The 16,783-nt window shown below is 44.9% G+C and carries 16 protein-coding genes; 9 read left to right on the top strand and 7 right to left on the bottom strand.

Going from position 1 to position 16,783, the window contains the following annotated elements; all coding sequences use genetic code 11:
• Positions 1-66: 66 nt before the first annotated feature.
• From KCV09_RS10330 to KCV09_RS10315, 4 genes are all read right to left on the bottom strand, one after another.
• Positions 67-936: a selenocysteine synthase gene (locus tag KCV09_RS10330; protein WP_151791229.1), complete on the bottom strand. Its 870-nt coding sequence runs from the start codon at positions 934-936 to the stop codon at positions 67-69.
• 129 nt (positions 937-1,065) lie between these two features.
• The gene (locus KCV09_RS10325; RefSeq protein ID WP_055415762.1) at positions 1,066-2,247 is read right to left on the bottom strand and encodes a hypothetical protein; all 1,182 of its coding nucleotides are present in this window, start codon (positions 2,245-2,247) and stop codon (positions 1,066-1,068) included.
• Positions 2,248-2,478: 231 nt separating this feature from the next.
• Positions 2,479-2,712, bottom strand: a complete 234-nt coding sequence (locus KCV09_RS10320; protein ID WP_004932406.1) for a DUF456 domain-containing protein — start codon at positions 2,710-2,712, stop codon at positions 2,479-2,481.
• Positions 2,713-3,141: 429 nt separating this feature from the next.
• Complete coding sequence (locus tag KCV09_RS10315; RefSeq protein ID WP_212515105.1) at positions 3,142-3,834, bottom strand: DsbA family oxidoreductase; 693 nt, start codon at positions 3,832-3,834, stop codon at positions 3,142-3,144.
• 173 nt (positions 3,835-4,007) lie between these two features.
• Between KCV09_RS10315 and KCV09_RS10310 the strand changes: the two genes are divergently transcribed.
• A complete protein-coding gene (locus tag KCV09_RS10310; protein WP_151868771.1) occupies positions 4,008-4,772 on the top strand; it encodes a hypothetical protein in 765 nt (254 codons plus the stop codon).
• A 19-nt stretch (positions 4,773-4,791) separates the two neighbouring features.
• Positions 4,792-5,349, top strand: coding sequence for an RBBP9/YdeN family alpha/beta hydrolase (locus tag KCV09_RS10305; RefSeq protein WP_119025688.1), 558 nt, complete (start codon positions 4,792-4,794; stop codon positions 5,347-5,349).
• 45 nt (positions 5,350-5,394) lie between these two features.
• Here the strand turns inward: KCV09_RS10305 and fadA are convergent, their stop codons facing one another.
• Together fadA and fadB are read right to left on the bottom strand one after the other, a co-directional pair.
• Positions 5,395-6,567 (bottom strand): acetyl-CoA C-acyltransferase FadA, encoded by a 1,173-nt coding sequence (gene fadA / locus KCV09_RS10300; RefSeq protein WP_212515104.1) that lies wholly within the window; start codon positions 6,565-6,567, stop codon positions 5,395-5,397.
• Positions 6,568-6,580: 13 nt separating this feature from the next.
• Entirely contained in the window at positions 6,581-8,734 is a 2,154-nt protein-coding gene (gene fadB, locus KCV09_RS10295) for a fatty acid oxidation complex subunit alpha FadB (protein WP_212515103.1), read from the bottom strand.
• Positions 8,735-9,189: 455 nt separating this feature from the next.
• Here fadB and lpxO point away from each other — a divergent pair, with 455 nt between their 5' ends.
• From lpxO to KCV09_RS10260, 7 genes are all read left to right on the top strand, one after another.
• Positions 9,190-10,104, top strand: coding sequence for a lipid A hydroxylase LpxO (gene lpxO / locus KCV09_RS10290; protein WP_004932417.1), 915 nt, complete (start codon positions 9,190-9,192; stop codon positions 10,102-10,104).
• Positions 10,105-10,282: 178 nt separating this feature from the next.
• Positions 10,283-10,861 (top strand): CHAP domain-containing protein, encoded by a 579-nt coding sequence (locus tag KCV09_RS10285; RefSeq protein ID WP_025095288.1) that lies wholly within the window; start codon positions 10,283-10,285, stop codon positions 10,859-10,861.
• 102 nt (positions 10,862-10,963) lie between these two features.
• Positions 10,964-12,763 carry an excinuclease ABC subunit UvrC gene (gene uvrC / locus KCV09_RS10280; RefSeq protein WP_034435207.1) on the top strand — a complete coding sequence of 600 codons (1,800 nt, stop codon included), beginning with the start codon at positions 10,964-10,966 and terminating at the stop codon, positions 12,761-12,763.
• A 96-nt stretch (positions 12,764-12,859) separates the two neighbouring features.
• Positions 12,860-13,651: a thioesterase family protein gene (locus tag KCV09_RS10275; protein ID WP_004932425.1), complete on the top strand. Its 792-nt coding sequence runs from the start codon at positions 12,860-12,862 to the stop codon at positions 13,649-13,651.
• Between the two features lie 107 nt (positions 13,652-13,758).
• Positions 13,759-14,346: a CDP-diacylglycerol--glycerol-3-phosphate 3-phosphatidyltransferase gene (gene pgsA / locus KCV09_RS10270; protein WP_004932427.1), complete on the top strand. Its 588-nt coding sequence runs from the start codon at positions 13,759-13,761 to the stop codon at positions 14,344-14,346.
• 109 nt (positions 14,347-14,455) lie between these two features.
• Positions 14,456-15,304, top strand: coding sequence for a bifunctional transcriptional activator/DNA repair enzyme AdaA (locus tag KCV09_RS10265; RefSeq protein ID WP_151819972.1), 849 nt, complete (start codon positions 14,456-14,458; stop codon positions 15,302-15,304).
• 3 nt (positions 15,305-15,307) lie between these two features.
• On the top strand, positions 15,308-15,916 hold the full coding sequence (locus KCV09_RS10260) for an alpha-ketoglutarate-dependent dioxygenase AlkB family protein (RefSeq protein WP_004932431.1): 609 nt from the start codon (positions 15,308-15,310) through the stop codon (positions 15,914-15,916).
• A 32-nt stretch (positions 15,917-15,948) separates the two neighbouring features.
• On the opposite strand, the gene KCV09_RS10255 is transcribed toward KCV09_RS10260, so the two are convergent.
• Positions 15,949-16,725, bottom strand: coding sequence for an IclR family transcriptional regulator (locus KCV09_RS10255; RefSeq protein ID WP_004932434.1), 777 nt, complete (start codon positions 16,723-16,725; stop codon positions 15,949-15,951).
• Positions 16,726-16,783 lie beyond the last annotated feature (58 nt).

Here is a 16,783-nt window from a genome sequence, read left to right as displayed (position 1 = left end):
GGATTTCGTATCGGGGCTTTTTTTAATTGTGGATAACGTCAAACTTATCCACAATTCTCATCGATACTAAAAATTGGCCTCAAAACTCATTTGATAACTAAAGTGATAGCCATTTTGATCGGTCAGATCATCGGTATAGTTCAGATCATTTTGCATAAATAACCAGTTACGCCATAACGGGCGTCGCCAAGACAAATAAGGGCCCCATTGGCTCAGAAGTACATCTTTCTTCTGTTTTTCATAAATTCCTGAGGTTAATACACCATAGGTCACTTTATCTTTACCGCTTAAACTGAGCTGATGAAAGGTGGTATTACGCCATGTAAAATCTTCATCCTGTGTTTTGGTCACATTAAACTGGCTGGCAAATAGCGTGCTGTCGCTCAATTTTTGTTTGAGATTCAGATTGGTTTCACTGTAATTTTTACTGCTCGAACCGTAGCGGAATACTTGCTCGGTATCTAAATCTAAATGATGCATCAATACCCATTTCTTTTTAGCCAGAAACTGGACATAGACATCTGAACTTGAATTTGCACCCAAATCGAGATCATTGGAAAAAGGCAATAAGCTTGAAAGTGTCGACCAACTGGCTGAAAAAGGGTTGGGTGCGGTCGACTCGGCCCGATGTGTTTTTGAGTTCTTTTTGGTTTTGCCAAAGCGTTTGACGGGCTGCGCATAATGCTGCTGCGTGCGTTGCCACAATGAATCTTGTCCAAAGACTTCAAGTAAACGTTGATTTAAAACTTGAGGATCTTCAAAAGACGATGCAACCTCAGACACTGATGCGTTGCTTTCGGTTTCGCAGTGCTGATCAGAAGATCTGACCAAAAGATACTTTAAAGACGAACCATTACTCAGCAATTGCATGCCGTAGTAAATGCTGAGCATGCCCATTGTGATAAAACTTAAAGAGATCACATGCCGTTGAGTCATCGTTTAAAAAAACATAAATCATGAACGGCACACTATAGGCAATCAAGCTTAATAAATGCTTTAAGCTCAGACCATTACTCAGCTATATCACTGCCAAATTAAACTGTATTTGGCAGCCAGTACATCGACTTAAAAAATAGCTTCCAATCGTACAAAGGTACTCAGATAATGACTACGATCTTCACGATGATCATTGAGGTAATTGAGATCACCTTGCACATAAAACCACTCCCGCCATACCGGTTGACGCCATGACATAAACGGTCCCCAGCTATTGAGGCGTAAATCGTTGTCGTTGTAATAGCCGCCCATATAAATGCCATAGTTAAATCGCTGATTGGCAAAAAACTGATGCTGACGAAACAGGCGGTTGTCCCACCACCAGTCATCTTCTTGTTCATCGGCATGTGTTAGGCTAAATTGATTCGACAAAAAAGCTTCGTTTGGGCGAGCATGGGTGAGTTCTAAGTTGGTTCGGAAATAGTTTTTGCTGTCGATACCGTAGCGATAGATTTGTTCGGCATAAAATGAAAAATCATTACGTAATACCCACGCGCGTTTGGCTTTAAGTCTGACATAAATGTCATCGCCTGAGCGAATCCCTAAATCGGCATCGGTTTCAAAGGGAAGCTTTTTCGCAAAATCTGACCAGCGCAGAGCAATGGAACTGTTGTTGTCTCTGGTCTGGCGGGTATCGAGGCGCTTGTTATCGGCATTGGGTTCGATGTTAGTATTGGCAATGTTATTTTCAAACTCGTTATCGAGCGACTCATCCCCAAACACCACACTAAAGCGACGTTCTAAAGTGGGAAGCTTAATTTTACCTCGAATACGTGGTTTGACTTCGAAGCCGTTATATTTATCCCAGTAATTATCCAGCATCACACGTAGCGTGGCATTGGCGGGTTTATTGGGGTCGATATCACCAAACCAGTCATCAATTTTAACTGAAGTATGATCAGCCCAATCGCGAATTTGTTTTTGCTTACGATCCACCCAGGTTTTGTTTTCGGTTTCGTTCACTGACGGCACCATGACCTGATCGGATTCCTTCGGCAACATGGTCGGCATGGCATCTACCCATGCCGGAATATAATCCAGAAGATTCTTTTCATTACTTTGATTTAATTGCCGAAGTTCGACTGGATAGGCCACTGAGGTGGGAGGAATGTCTGGATTACTCGGTAAAACCAAGTCAGCGCTGGCTGTGCTGGTTACGGTACTTTCGGCCCAAGCAGATGGAAGGCCGGCACCAATCAAACACGTTGAAACCGCCCCGAAAATCCATGCTTTTTGTTGTGTTTTCATCATGTATCAAATCGTTATTATCAAACTTATACTGGTCACTGTTGTTGATTTGGCATGTAAAATCAAGACCATCAACAAAATAAAATAAATTTAATAACATAAGCCTCTTTAACTCAAGCATGATTCAGGCTTTAATCAAAAGGTTGCTTGATACGCATAGAAAAATGCCCCTCATTTGAAGGGCATATTGATCATGAAATAAATATGATGATTAAACACAATCATTGATTATGATTAAGCTGTTTTAGCACAGCGTCGAGAATAGAGTTTACCTGCAACTCCCCCAATCAGGGCACCGCTAAATGTACCAAATACTGGCAGGACACTGCCTGCAACAGCACCAATCACAGCACCTTTAACCGTTGGAGAAAAGCGAGATTTTTTCTTCGCTACAGGTTGCTCCGGTTGATCAGATGGTTCAACAGAATTAAGTGGGCGTGCTGTGTCTTGATTCTCTAATGTCGTCATTGTTTATCCCTCTTGTTTAAAATACAGATTTGATTCGATATCGCGCCAAAGCGAACGAATCATATTGCTTAAACATTCATCTAAACACAAAAGCAGGGTGTGCGTGTGGTGAACATGTTAAGTTCGCAAGGGCTTCAGTTAAAAATGACAATGTTTGATTACAACAGCAGATCTCTTGGTAATTCACGTTAAGCTATGTAATAAAAATGCAATAAAAAAGCCTTCTAATCCCTAGAAGGCTTTTTTAAGAAAAAGTTCTCAATGATCGAGAGCAAAATAAGAAACTACAGCGCATGAATACAATAAATTCAAGAGTTGTATCTTAAAAAGAAAGTTCTGCCATGTATAGTCATATTTTTGCAACGCTGCATTGCAGTTTTGCTTAATAATTGTTCAATAATCGTGAAATGTGCTACACCACAAATTTGATTAGTGATTTGTATCACATTTTTCATCTGAGCAGGTATTGGCATCTGTTGGCGATTGCTGTTCAGTTTGTGCCAAGCTCTGATTGAGAACTTGCAGAAAAACTTCACGCGGCTGTGCACCTGAAAGTGCAAATTTTTGATCGAACACAAAAAAAGGAACACCTGAAATATTCAGTTGCTCATGCGCGATTTTCTCATCGTGACGAACAAAGTCAGCCAACTCGTCACTTTGCAGTACGTATTCGACCTCGGCATGATCTAAGCCGATCCGTGATGCAATCTCTTCAACCACTTCGCGTTCGCCAATCGATAAACCTTCGGTCATGTAAGCGTGAAAAAAGGCTTCCTTGGCCTGATTGCCCAAGCCTTTGCTTTGCGCCAGGTGAATGATGCGATGCGCATCGAAGCTATTGCCAGAGTTGGCTTTTTGCCATTGAAAATCAATCCCTTCCTCGGCTGCCATTTGCGCAATGTTTTGCTGCATCTGTTGCATCTCCTCGACACTTCGACCGTATTTTTTGGCCAAGCGTTCGGTATTTGAGGTGTCGTGATGTGCGGGTGCATCTGGATCAAGCTCAAAACTATGCCAGTGAATGTCCAGTTCCACTCCAGCTTCGGCAGCCACATGCTCAAGGCGTTTTTTACCAATATAACAAAATGGGCAGACCACATCGGACCAAATATCTACGCGCATAGTAACATCTCAAAAAATCACAGATTCTCCATCATAAGCATGAAATAATCAGAGATAAAGGCATAAAGATGTAATTGCCTGTTGCGTCGTATGCAATACACCCATTTTATGAAATGATCACGTATCAATAACAACAGCGAGCAATCAACAACAACAAGATGAAGGAGTGGAGTATGCGCCGTTTTCAGATCATCATCGCAATCCTGATTGTGATCCTGTCCCTTGGTTTTTTTTCTTATCACTATATTCAACAGCAACAGCTCAAAGACACCAGTCAGATGTTTGATCAGGTCATGTCTGAAAAAATGGCGCTGCTTTATGATCAGGCACAAGACTGGTCTAAGCCTGTACAACTGGATATTCATGATCGCCGATTGGCGGGAAATTATAAAAAGATTTCCGAGTTTTTACTGAATTACTGGGTACAAAACATCAATGCACGTAATGCTTATTTACGTGCCCTCAAGGCAGCCCAGTGGGATACCTTTTTAGATGTGACACGGCTTGAGCAAGATCAGAAACAGCAGTATGCGCAAACACAAAAGATGCTCAATGATGTTCGGCAGGCATCCGTGCTGTATCAAAATCAATATGAACAGATTCATCAAGCTTTTCTGGCCGAGGCCAAAACCTTGTCGGTAGAACCAGATATGCGGATTTTGCTAGAAAAGAAACTTGGCAGTAACCAGAAAGTCGATCAGGATCATGCCATTTTCTTGCTGGAAATGCAGATTCTAGATAAAGCCGATGCCATGTTTGCCATTTTAAAAACCCATGCATGGGAACGAAACGGCAAAAAAATTCTGTTTCGAGACACCGCGCAGGTGAAGGCGTTTAATCAGTTATATCAGGATGTATTACGCCTCAATGCCAAAATTGAGAGTATTAGAAAGCGCAATATGGCTGCGCTTGATCAGCAGTTAAAAGATGCAAATTGATTGAGTTAAGGAGCAGCTCATGCAACATGTATATGTACTTCATGGTTACTCTGCCTCACCAGAGGATCATTGGTTTCAAGATATTAAAAATCAGTTAAATGGTGATCACACACAAGTCACCTTAATTCACTTTCCAGATTCAGCTTATCCAGATGTAAAGGCATGGCAAGGCACGCTTGACCATCACATCCCTAAAATTGATGACACTACATTCTTTGTCGCGCATAGTTTGGGAGTTATCAGTCTGTTGCATTTTTTTCATCGGCACCAAATACAGTATTTGGGAGGAATGTTGCTGGTTTCTGGCTTTCGAGAAGCTTTACCCGCATTACCAGAACTAGATGATTATGTTGCGCAGAGTCAACAGATTCCGCAAACTCTTCAACTCAGGGCTGGCGCCTATATGTATTTGTCGGATCATGATGCTTATGTCCCTCCAGAGTGGAGTATTCGCTTGGCGCTGGAGCTGAATATACCATATGAACAAATTGCACACGCGGGACATTTTCTGGCAGAAGATGGTTACACTACGTTTCCAGCATTGGTCAAACGCTTACATCATATGCTACGGGCATAAAAAACCCCGCAATTTGCGGGGTTTTTCTTTTATTTGAAAGTCATATTAAACACGTTCGATAATGGTCGCGATGCCTTGGCCCAAACCGATACACATGGTGGCAAGACCAATTTGCGTGTCTTGTTGTTCCATCACATTCAGTAGGGTAGTGGTAATACGCGCACCCGAGCAGCCTAAAGGATGGCCCAGTGCAATCGCACCACCGTTTAAGTTGATGATGTCTTGCTTTTCATACACACCCAAACCTTTCATGACCGAAAGACCCTGAGCAGCAAAAGCTTCATTCAATTCGATGGTCTGAATATCTGCCATGCTCAAGCCCGCACGTTTGAGTGCTTTTTGAGTGGCTGGCACAGGGCCATAACCCATGATTGCTGCGTCACAGCCAGCAACCGCCATTGAGCGAATCACGGCACGCGGTTTTAAGCCGAGGGCTTGCGCACGTTCTGCCGACATCAAGAGCATCGCAGAGGCACCATCAGACAATGCAGATGATGTGGCTGCTGTTACGGTGCCGCCTTTCGGATCGAATACAGGACGCAACGCCTTAAATGCTTCTAAGTTGGCATCTGGACGAATCACTTCATCGATGTCGCAAAGGATTTTAAAGCCATTGGCATCGTGGCCTTCAACACCCACAATTTCATGTTTAAAACGACCTTCTTGCGTCGCAGCCCAAGCACGGCGGTGTGACTCTACACCAAACGCATCTTGCTCTTCACGGGTAATACCGTTCATGCGTCCGAGCATTTCTGCAGTTAAGCCCATCATGTTGGATGCTTTGGCATAGTGCTTCGAGGCTTCTGGGTTAAGATCGATACCATGCATCATACCGACGTGGCCCATATGCTCGACACCCCCAATGATAAAGATATCACCTTGGTTGGTGGCAATTTGCGCCGCCGCAGTATGAATTGCCTGCATCGATGAACCGCACAAACGGTTGACGGTTTGCCCTGCAACCGTTTTAGGCAAATCGGCCAATAGACCAATATTACGGGCAATGTTCATCCCTTGTTCGAGTGTCTGATTCACACAGCCCCAGATCAAGTCTTCTACTTCATTGACATCAAATTGGTTACGTGTAACCAGCGCACGTACCAATTCTGCAGATAGGCTGTCGGCACGTACATTTCGGAACATCCCGTTTTTAGATTTGCCCATGGCAGAACGAACACCATCAACAACCACAACGTCACGTGGATTTAAAGTAGTCATTCACGTTGCTCCCTTAACCGTAAAATTTCTTGTTGTTTTCAGCCATATCGCGCAGCATTTGCGGTGCTTCGTACGCTTTGCCGAGATGTGCATATTTGTTGCAAAGCGCAACGTATTCTGGCACGCCAGTCTGATCGATATAGCGGCATGGGCCACCACGGAACGGCGGGAAGCCAATGCCCATAATCATGGCCATATCCGCTTCAGCAGGAGTGGCGACGATGTTGTCTTCGAGGCAACGAACCGTTTCGTTACACAGTGCCAGCATCATGCGGTCAATGATTTCTTGCGGATCAAACTCGTGTTTTTCACTTGTCACAACCGATGCAATCACTTCATAGGCGCTTGGGTCAACCGTTTTGGCTTTCTTGCCTTTTTTGTCGAGTTCATACTTATAAAAGCCGACATCATTTTTCTGGCCCAGACGTTTGGCTTCGTACATGGTCTGGATTGAACCTTTAAAGTCTGGTTTCATACGGTCAGGGAAGCCTTCTGCCATTACTTCGGCGCCATGCACACCCGTATCGATCCCCACCACATCCATCAGGTAAGCAGGGCCCATTGGCCAGCCAAATTTTTCCATAACTTTGTCGATTTGCTGGAAATCTGCACCGTCTTTAAGTAACAAATCAAATGCACCAAAGTACGGGAACAACACACGGTTGACCAAGAAACCCGGACAGTCATTCACCACGATTGGGGTTTTGCCCATTTTTTGTGCCAGAACAACGGTCGTTGCAACCGCTTCATCGGAGGTTTGTTCACCCCGGATGACTTCGACCAGTGGCATCATGTGCACCGGATTGAAAAAGTGCATACCGACAAAATTTTCCGGACGCTTTAACGCTTTGGCCAAACGTGTAATCGAAATGGTCGAGGTATTTGAGGCAAGAATAGTGTTATCACGGACTTTGGCTTCGGTGTCGGCCAGTACCGCTTCCTTGATTTTTGGATTTTCGGTCACCGCTTCAATCACGATATCGACGTCTTTAAACTCGTCGTAGCTCAAGCTTGGACGAATTCGCGCCAGTGTTTCACCCATTTGAGCCGGCTTCATTTTTTTGCGTTCAACTTGTTTGGTTAACAGGTTGTTGGCTTCTGACATTCCAAGCGCAAGCTGAGGGTTCCCAATATCTTTCATGATAATTGGCGTGCCTTTGCTGGCAGCTTGATAGGCAATCCCGCCGCCCATAATCCCGGCGCCCAATACAGCAGCTTGATTAACAGGGTGCGCGCCTTTTTCGTGTTTTTTCGATACTTTCTTGATGATTTGGTCGTTGAGGAACAAACCAATCAGTGCTTCAGCTTGCGCAGTGACCGCAGCTTTGGCAAAGCCTTCTGCTTCAACCTTCAGCGCATCATCACGGCTGAGGCTTGCACCGGCCTGCAATGAATCAATCATGAGTTTAGGTGCAGGGTATTGCGCTGGATTGGCTTTGGCCAAAACGGCACCTTTCGCAGTATTAAACGCCATCATTTGTTCAAGCGGTGCCAGTTTAACTGGATCGATTTTTTCCTGACGCTTGGCTTTCCAGTCCAGACGTCCAGCGAGAGCTTGTTTCACCAGATCAATTGCAGCATCTTGTAATTTGTCGGCAGCGACCACGGCATCGACGGAACCATCTTTTAAAGCAGCAGCTGGTTTTTTCGGTGCGGCCATTGCAATCCATTCGACGGCATTGTCAATCCCGATCAAACGGCTCAAACGCACAGTACCACCAAAGCCTGGGAAAATTCCCAGTTTGATTTCTGGTAAGCCGACCTGTGCGCTTTCAGACATCACACGGTAATCGCACACCAAGCACATTTCAAAGCCACCACCTAATGCCATGCCATTAATGGCAGCGACTTTAGGGATGTCTAGATCTTCAAAGCTGTTAAAAATCTCATGAACAGGTAAAGCCCACTCCACAATCGCGCTTTCGCCCTGTGCAAAGTTGTCGCCAAATTCGGTAATGTCGGCACCTACAATAAAGGTCGATTTGCCGCTGGTGACGATCAAACCTTTTACTTCAGAATGGTTTTTAACTGCTTCGATGGCAGCTTTAAAATCGTCTAGGGTTGCACGGTTAAACTTGTTGACTGACTCACCTTGTAAGTCAAAGCGGAATTCTGCAATTCCGTCCTGAAGCATTTGGACGGTAATGGCATTGCCAGCGTGGATCATGCCTGATCTCCTTTATTCTGGAGGATTTATACGTTGATGTTGTGACGTGTATATTGCGTTATACAGTTAAAATACCTCGTCAATCTTACGATAACTATATCGAAAAAGAATCTAACAAGTTGTATCTAGTCGTGACGCAAGGGTCACCTATTTTTCAAGGGTGATTTGGGTGAATATACTTAAAAACCCATACATATTCGTGTTGCGTAATTTTATCACTATGATTTATCTATTTTTTTATAAGTGATTTTGCACAGTAAGCCTAGTCTTCACTCAAATTTAAAAGTTGTGTTTTTGTAATAAGACTGTCAATAAAGTCAATTCGCCATTTTGAAGGGCTTTTTTTATGCTGGATTTTACCTTTATAAGATCATTCATTCAGAGCAGGATACATTGGGTAGATGATCAAAACATAAGTTGTTAAAATACGCGCAATCTTTTTTGAGTGGGTCTTCATGATTAAGTGGATCATATTGGCGATTTTTGTGATATCAGCGTTGTATATCCAGCATCGCGGTAAAGTACGACATTCGTTTTATCGTCAGTTTTTCGACCATTCGACTTTGCTTGCCCCGATTAATTTCTTGATGTACTTATTTTCAAAAGTGCCCAACCAGCCGTATATCGATACCCAACATTTTAAAGATTTAAAAGTGCTGGATGAAAACTGGGAAATGATTCGCGATGAAGCACAGGCCTTATATCAGCAAGGTGGAATCAAAGCATCGAGTACCTACAATGATTTAGGCTTTAACTCATTTTTTAAAACAGGCTGGAAGCGTTTTTATTTAAAATGGTACGACTCTGCGCATCCATCTGCGGCAGAACTGTGCCCAAAAACCACGGCGCTACTCAAAACCTTACCGACGATTAAAGCGGCCATGTTTACTGAACTGGCGCCAAACAGCCGTCTGGTACGCCATCGTGATCCCTATGCTGGCTCATTACGCTACCATTTAGGTTTGATCACGCCCAATGATGATCGTTGCTTTATCGATGTCGATGGACAGCGTTATTCATGGCGTGATGGTGAGAGCGTGGTGTTTGATGAAACCTATATTCATTATGCTGAAAATACCACAGACCAAAACCGGATTATTTTCTTTGCCGATGTCGAGCGCCCACTCAAAACCCGTCTCATGGAAAAATTTAACCACTGGTTTGGTAAAAACGTGATGACCGCAGCCAGCTCACCGAACGAAACGGGTGATAAAACGGGTGGCCTCAATAAAGCCTTTGGTTATGTATATCAGATCCGAATCAAGGCCAAGGCACTCAAAGCCAAAAACCGCAAGTTGTACTATGTGTTGAAATGGGCGCTGATGCTGGGTATTTTCTTCCTGATTTTCGTACGCCCTTATGTGTTTTAAGAGATAAAACCAAACGCCCTGCGGGGCGTTTTTTTATTGAAGTACACACTTCAAGGCTGTTGTGTGAACCGCGTCGCGGGCTCAAGAAATTGTTACAACTATTAAAGTTCAATTCATAAAGTTTGGTTCTACAATGGCACCGTTTTGAAAAAGTGGTTCTTCGAAGTAGGTTTTTACAATGGCTCATGTTCATCACGCAGTCCACGTTCACCATGTGCAGGTGGCTGAAAAAAAAAGTGCGCATGTACATCATCACGCTCGCCCGCAGACGACGCATAAAAAATCTGCGTCGCATCATGCAGCACATAAAACGCAAAGTAGCCATTCAAGTACCACACATCGTAAAAGCCATAGTACGCATAGCGCAGGACATCATAAAAAGCATGTCAGCCGCGATATCGATTTACATAAATTTTCCCATAAGCTTGAAAGTATTTCCGCGCGCCATAGCAAGAAAAAATGTGCACGCAATATCCGCATTGCCTTACAAACGGCAGGTGCCGATGTATCCAAACATCCTGTCGCTGCATCGGATTGGGGGCATACTTTAGAAAAAAACGGCTATAAAAAGATTAAACCGGCTTTTGGTCACCCGCAACCGGGCGATATTTATATCATTCAGCGTACAGGCGATCATGTTTATGGTCACATTGCCGGTTATACGGGCAATGGCTGGATTTCAGATTTCCGTCAAAAAAACTATGCGGTATATAAAGAAAAAGATTTGAAATACACGTATTACCGTCTTGAGTCTTAGATCAGTTTAAGCACGCGTTATGATCTGATTTACAGTGATAGCTTGAAAACAGCGTATGGAACCGTCACATTAACAGTCTGACCTTTAGCTAAGACCATGATTGTGAATTCAAACGCGCGTCCACATATTGAAAAACTGCTCGCCAACATGACCCAATTGCCTGGGGTGTATCGCATGTTGGGTAAAGACGGCGAACTGCTTTACGTGGGTAAAGCTAAAAATCTGAAAAACCGTGTCTCCAGCTATTTTGTCAAAACCATTGAGCACCCCAAAACGCAGGCATTGGTGGCGCGTATCTATGATATCGAGACTTTGGTCACGCGTTCGGAAACCGAAGCGCTTCTGCTTGAACAAAACCTGATTAAACAGCATCGTCCGCCTTACAATATCATGCTGCGCGACGATAAATCCTATGTGTACATTTTTGTTTCGAGCGACAAACCGTATCCGCGGATTGCCAGTGGTCGTGGCAAAGGCAAGCATCAAATCGGCAAGTTTTTCGGGCCTTACCCGAGTGCCTATAGTGCCCGCGATACATTACTGGTGTTACAAAAACTATTTAATGTACGTCAGTGCGAAAATAGCTATTTTGCACAGCGTAAACGGCCGTGTTTGCAATATCAGATCAAGCGATGTTCGGCACCGTGTGTGGGGCTGATTTCACCAGAAGACTATAAACAAGATGTCGAAAACTCGATTCGGTTTTTACAAGGCGATACCAAAGAGCTGAATCAGGAACTGATTGCCAAAATGGAGGAGGCAGCCGAGCAACTGGCGTTTGAAAAGGCAGTATTTTATCGCGATCGACTGGGGTTGCTGCGTGAAGTACAGGCACAGCAGGCGGTGTTTAAAATTAAAGGTGAGGCCGATATTTTGGCGATTGCCTTTCAGGCTGGCGTGACCTGTGTGCAAATCATGCACGTCCGCAATGGACGCATGCTTGGTGGAAAAAGTTATTTTCCGGATATGCTCAGTGATGATCTGGGACAAATGCTCAGTGATTTTATGGCCAACTTTTACTTTCAGGTGGCCGATGAAATTCCGGTAGAATTAATTGTGAATATGGAGTTGCCGGATAAAAAAGAGCTAGAGCAGGCATTTCAGACCGAATTTGGTAAGAAAATCCAGATCAAGCACAAGGTGCGTGAAACCCGAGCTGAATGGCAAGAACTGGCTGTGATGAATGTGCAGCATGCCATTAAAGGCCAGCTCAGTAATCATTTAGAGCTAAATGAGCGCTTTTATCAGCTTGAACAGGTGGTTGGGCGTCCGATCGATCGGATTGAATGTTTTGATATTAGCCATACCATGGGCGAAGCGACGATTGCCTCATGTGTGGTTTTCGATCAAGGCGGTGCACGTAAACGCGATTATCGTCAGTTTTCCATTGAAGATATTACCGCTGGTGATGACTATGCGGCCATGCGTCAGGCGCTCACGCGGCGCTATAAAAAGAATTTGTTGCCCGATTTATTGCTGATTGATGGGGGGAAGGGACAGTTACATATGGCCATGGAAGTGATGCAGCAGTTGGGGCTAGATGCTTTTATGATTGGCGTTTCAAAAGGCGAGGGGCGTAAACCTGGTCTGGAAACCCTGCATTTTACCGATGGCAGCAAAATTCAACTTCCAGAAGACCATAAAGCACTGCATTTGATTCAGCAGGTGCGTGATGAAGCGCACCGCTTTGCGATTACGCGCCATCGCGCCAAACGTGATAAGCGACGCGCATCGTCGGTACTTGAAGCTATTCCGGGCTTAGGGCCGAAGCGCCGTCGTGATTTGCTCACGCATTTTGGCGGCATTCAGGGTGTACTCAAGGCCTCTGAAAAAGAACTCACCTTGGTTCCGGGGCTGGGTCCATCTATGGCCCGTACCATTTATAAGATTTTGCACGAGTAAATTGACCAAAAGCATCAGTGACTCTTGGGTCATCTCCCATTTTAGTTTGTTTAAAATCGGTCACAATAGCAGCGAAGAAAAAACAAGAGTGAACTTATGTTGCTAAACGATGCATCACCACAAGTGAATCACCGCAAGGATATTCAGATTTCATCGGGCTGGTCGCAGGGACGTACCGTCTACGGTGGACTGGTTGCCGGTCTATTAATGCAAAATGCACTGGATGTGGTTGCCAATCCACATCAACAAGTTTTAAGTTGCAGTGTAACCTTCGTCGGGCCAGTGAAGGAGGGTGCGGCACAGTTAACTGCCGAGATCTTGCGTAAGGGAAAGTCGGTCACGACCATTGAAGTACGACTGTGGCAGGCAGGTGCGGTTCAAAGTATTTTGCTGGCAAGTTTTGGCGAGCCGCGTTCGTCTGAAATTGTGGTGCATCAGTTACCAGAAGCTCCCGATTATTTGTTGCCAGCGCAACTCTCACGAATGCCTTACGTGCCCTTAATGCCCGAATGCTATCAGCAGTTTGATTTACGCTGGGCCGAAGGGCATTATCCGATTAGCAATAAACTGCCCGATTTTGGTGGATGGTGCCGATTTGACCCTGAGCTACATGCTGAACGTGCATTTAATGTGGCCGACTTATTGATTTTAATGGATATCTGGCCACCAGGGGTATTGCCGATGTTTCAGCAAATTGCACCGGCCAGCTCGCTGACCTGGCACTTAAGTTTTGTTCGCCCGATTGAATATGCTTTACATGACTGGTTTAAATATAAAGTGGTGACGCAGCACGCCGCGTTTGGTTATGCCACCGAATATGCGCACTTGTGGGATGCACAAAATCGGTTAATTGCGATATCTAGACAGACCGTTACTGTCTTTGCGTAGTCGACACTGTGACACATTTCGTATAAAGTTGGCGGTAGTTAAACATGCATGAAACCTTAATTTGCCATATTGGCATGATCTAATGAGGGGCCTCACAGGCGGTGTCTATGACAACAGGTCGAATCCTGAATATCCCAAATATTTTAACACTTGCTCGAATCGCCCTAATCCCGGTATTTTTGATGTTGGCCTATTGGCCACCAGCCATTGGGGTGAATTTTCATGAGGGGAGTTTTTTACGGCATATCGTGCTAACCGCGATTTTTATTTTGGCGGCAGTGACCGACTGGTTCGACGGCTATTTGGCGCGCGCGCTGAATCAGACTTCGGCGTTTGGTCGTTTTCTGGATCCGGTGGCAGACAAGCTCATGGTGGCATCGGCGCTGATTGTTCTGGTGCAATGGCAACCTACCATTTCTATGGCCTTTGCAGCGATTGTCATCATTTCCAGAGAGATTACCGTATCGGCGCTACGTGAATGGATGGCCGAGCTAGGCGCCAGAACCAATGTTGCAGTGTCGACGGTAGGGAAATATAAAACAGCGTTTCAAATGATTGCGATCAGTGTATTTCTGCTCAACTGGAAGCCACTAGATTTACTGGCGTATGCCTTGCTTTATACCGCGGTTATCCTGACTTTATGGTCGATGTTTATTTATCTGCGTGCCGCATGGCCGTATCTGAAACAGCCTTAAATTAAAGACCTTTCTTCGTGAAAGGTTTTTTTATGGCCAAGTGCAAGAATCGGGTCGATTGCTTGCACTAAGCTGGGATAAAGTAATTCAAGAGCAGGAGAAGAGTGCGATGAAAACTTTATCGACAGCGCAGTTTACGGTGATTGCCGAGGTGATTGCGTATTTATATAGCCATGCATCACAACAGCCCAGCCTTGAAGAGGCTGCCGCTCAGGTTGGCTGGAGTAGCAGTTATTTGCAGCGCCAGTTTCAGGCATGGGTTGGCATTAGCCCCAAAAAATTTATTCAGTACATCAGTGTACAACATGCCAAAGCCTTGCTCTTACAACAGCATTCGGTGCTCGAAACTGCCCTAGAGACTGGATTATCCGGTACTGGTCGCCTGCATGATTTATTTGTGCATCTTGAAGGTGTATCTCCAGGAGAGTTTAAGCAACTAGGTCATAACATCGAGATTGATTACTCTTATGAGGCGACGCCCTTTGGCGATATTTTTATTGCCAGTAGTGCGCGTGGTGTTTGTTCTGTTCAGTTTGTACTTAATGAGCAATCAACGTGTCCACTCACAACCTTGGCACAGCAATATCCATACGCGCGTTTTCAAGCCCATTCGCGCCACTGGCACACACAAATCGCACAGTGGATTTGTGGTGATTTAAGCGTGAGCCTGTCTCAGAAAATTCCGCTGCGTTTACGTGGTACGCCTTTTCAGCTGAAAGTATGGGAAGCGCTCCTGAAGATTCCAGCAGGGCAACTTTACAGCTATCAGCAAGTGGCTGAACATATGGGACAACCTTCGGCCGTTCGGGCCGTGGCCAGTGCAATTGCCAAAAATCCAATTGCTTATCTGATTCCCTGCCATCGGGTGATTCGCGCGTCGGGCGTTGTCGGGGAGTACCACTGGCACACATCACGTAAATTAGCATTGCTATCTACAGAGCTTGCAATGGTGAGATGACACATGACCTTGGATTTATTCGCTCCTGAGCCGCGGCAGAATATATTGCCTTACGATGGTGATGTACAAGACTACGGGTGTATTTTTAGCCCTGATGAAGCCGACGCTTATTTTCAGTATTTGTTACAGCACTTACACTGGCGTCATGATGAAGCCAAGCTGTATGGAAAGCACTTTGTGACCGCAAGACAAGTGGCGTGGTATGGCGATCGACACTATCGCTATAGCTACTCGGGCGTGATTCGAGATGCATTGACTTGGGACCCTGAACTCCTAAAACTCAAGCATCGCCTTGAGCAGTTGCTGTCAGAGCGCTTTAATTCGTGCTTGGCCAATCGTTATGAAGAAGGCACACAGGGAATGGCATGGCACAGTGATGGCGATATGTCGCTGGCCAAAGAAACCACCATTGCATCACTGAGTTTTGGTGCAACACGGAAATTTTGTTTCCGGCATATGCAGAGCAAGGAAAAAGTCGAGTTGCATTTGCAATCGGGGCAATTGATCGTGATGCGGGGGCAAACTCAGCAGCACTGGCAACATGCGCTCATGAAATCACAAAAAGTTATACAGCCACGAATCAACCTGACCTTTCGCCAATTTCTGCTTTAAAGGGTTAGATCACTGTAGATGATGACAGTCGCTTAGGGGTGTTCAATTTGAGACAAAGCCAAAAATTTCTGCTCAATTTGAACGGCGTTAGTTTGCAAAATTTCAATCAGTTTTTCGATATTGATAAATTCAAAGCGATTTTTGGAGGCCACCAAGGTCAGTGCCATGGGCGATTCTTTGCTGTTGGCAAATTTGATCGGAACTGAAAGCCCGGTTACCAACGGATTGAGCTCGCCGTGAGAAATATAATAGCCATCTTTTTTGATTTTTTTCATGCGCTGTAAGAAGCCTTCTTCGTCATGGGCAAAATCGACATCGGCCAACTGGCTAGAAAAGCGCTGATAGTAATCTTGAATCTGGCGTTTACTGAGCTGCGCCATAATGACTTTAGGTGAAGACCCCATATAGACCGGGCGTGGACAGCCACGACCATAAGACAATAAGTCGGCGTTTCGAAACACTTCGTGATGGACATCGATACAATAATCACGGTTCAGGTGGGTCAGTAAGCAGCACAGTTCGGTTCGTTCGGCAATTTCGCGCATAAATGGGCTGCTGATTTGTACAATTGGGTCGGTGGTACGAGAAATATAATCCATGACCGCAATTTTAGGGCCCAGCGTATAGTCACCTGAAGTACCACTGATGCGCTGTAAGATTTCGCTCGACACCAACTCCTTTAAATAGCGATAACCCGTCGGTTTTGACAAGCCCAGCTCATCACAAATCGTATCGACATTAATGACGGGACGATGAACCGAAAATAAGTCGAGAACTGTCAATATCTTACCAAAACTTGAAAGCGCCATGATGAACTACTTCACTAAATCATACTGAGGAAACGAACCGAAGATTCTTTATAACAAA

It is taken from the genome of Acinetobacter soli, from assembly GCF_018139125.1.
GTDB classification, from domain to species: Bacteria; Pseudomonadota; Gammaproteobacteria; order Pseudomonadales; family Moraxellaceae; genus Acinetobacter; species Acinetobacter soli.
Note: the sequence above shows the minus strand (reverse complement) of the source record. Positions and strands in the feature narration are given on the sequence as shown.

What these genes read in the sequence shown, in the direction of transcription:
- KCV09_RS10330 (WP_151791229.1), bottom strand. Translation starts at nt 936, where the DNA reads ATGACTCAACGGCATGTGATCTCTTTAAGTTTTATCACAATGGGCATG.
- pgsA (WP_004932427.1), top strand. Translation starts at nt 13,759, where the DNA reads ATGACAACAGGTCGAATCCTGAATATCCCAAATATTTTAACACTTGCT.
- KCV09_RS10320 (WP_004932406.1), bottom strand. Translation starts at nt 2,712, where the DNA reads ATGACGACATTAGAGAATCAAGACACAGCACGCCCACTTAATTCTGTT.
- fadB (WP_212515103.1), bottom strand. Translation starts at nt 8,734, where the DNA reads ATGATCCACGCTGGCAATGCCATTACCGTCCAAATGCTTCAGGACGGA.
- KCV09_RS10315 (WP_212515105.1), bottom strand. Translation starts at nt 3,834, where the DNA reads ATGCGCGTAGATATTTGGTCCGATGTGGTCTGCCCATTTTGTTATATT.
- KCV09_RS10310 (WP_151868771.1), top strand. Translation starts at nt 4,008, where the DNA reads ATGCGCCGTTTTCAGATCATCATCGCAATCCTGATTGTGATCCTGTCC.
- KCV09_RS10265 (WP_151819972.1), top strand. Translation starts at nt 14,456, where the DNA reads ATGAAAACTTTATCGACAGCGCAGTTTACGGTGATTGCCGAGGTGATT.
- fadA (WP_212515104.1), bottom strand. Translation starts at nt 6,567, where the DNA reads ATGACTACTTTAAATCCACGTGACGTTGTGGTTGTTGATGGTGTTCGT.
- KCV09_RS10305 (WP_119025688.1), top strand. Translation starts at nt 4,792, where the DNA reads ATGCAACATGTATATGTACTTCATGGTTACTCTGCCTCACCAGAGGAT.
- KCV09_RS10325 (WP_055415762.1), bottom strand. Translation starts at nt 2,247, where the DNA reads ATGATGAAAACACAACAAAAAGCATGGATTTTCGGGGCGGTTTCAACG.
- KCV09_RS10285 (WP_025095288.1), top strand. Translation starts at nt 10,283, where the DNA reads ATGGCTCATGTTCATCACGCAGTCCACGTTCACCATGTGCAGGTGGCT.
- lpxO (WP_004932417.1), top strand. Translation starts at nt 9,190, where the DNA reads ATGATTAAGTGGATCATATTGGCGATTTTTGTGATATCAGCGTTGTAT.
- KCV09_RS10275 (WP_004932425.1), top strand. Translation starts at nt 12,860, where the DNA reads ATGTTGCTAAACGATGCATCACCACAAGTGAATCACCGCAAGGATATT.
- KCV09_RS10255 (WP_004932434.1), bottom strand. Translation starts at nt 16,725, where the DNA reads ATGGCGCTTTCAAGTTTTGGTAAGATATTGACAGTTCTCGACTTATTT.
- KCV09_RS10260 (WP_004932431.1), top strand. Translation starts at nt 15,308, where the DNA reads ATGACCTTGGATTTATTCGCTCCTGAGCCGCGGCAGAATATATTGCCT.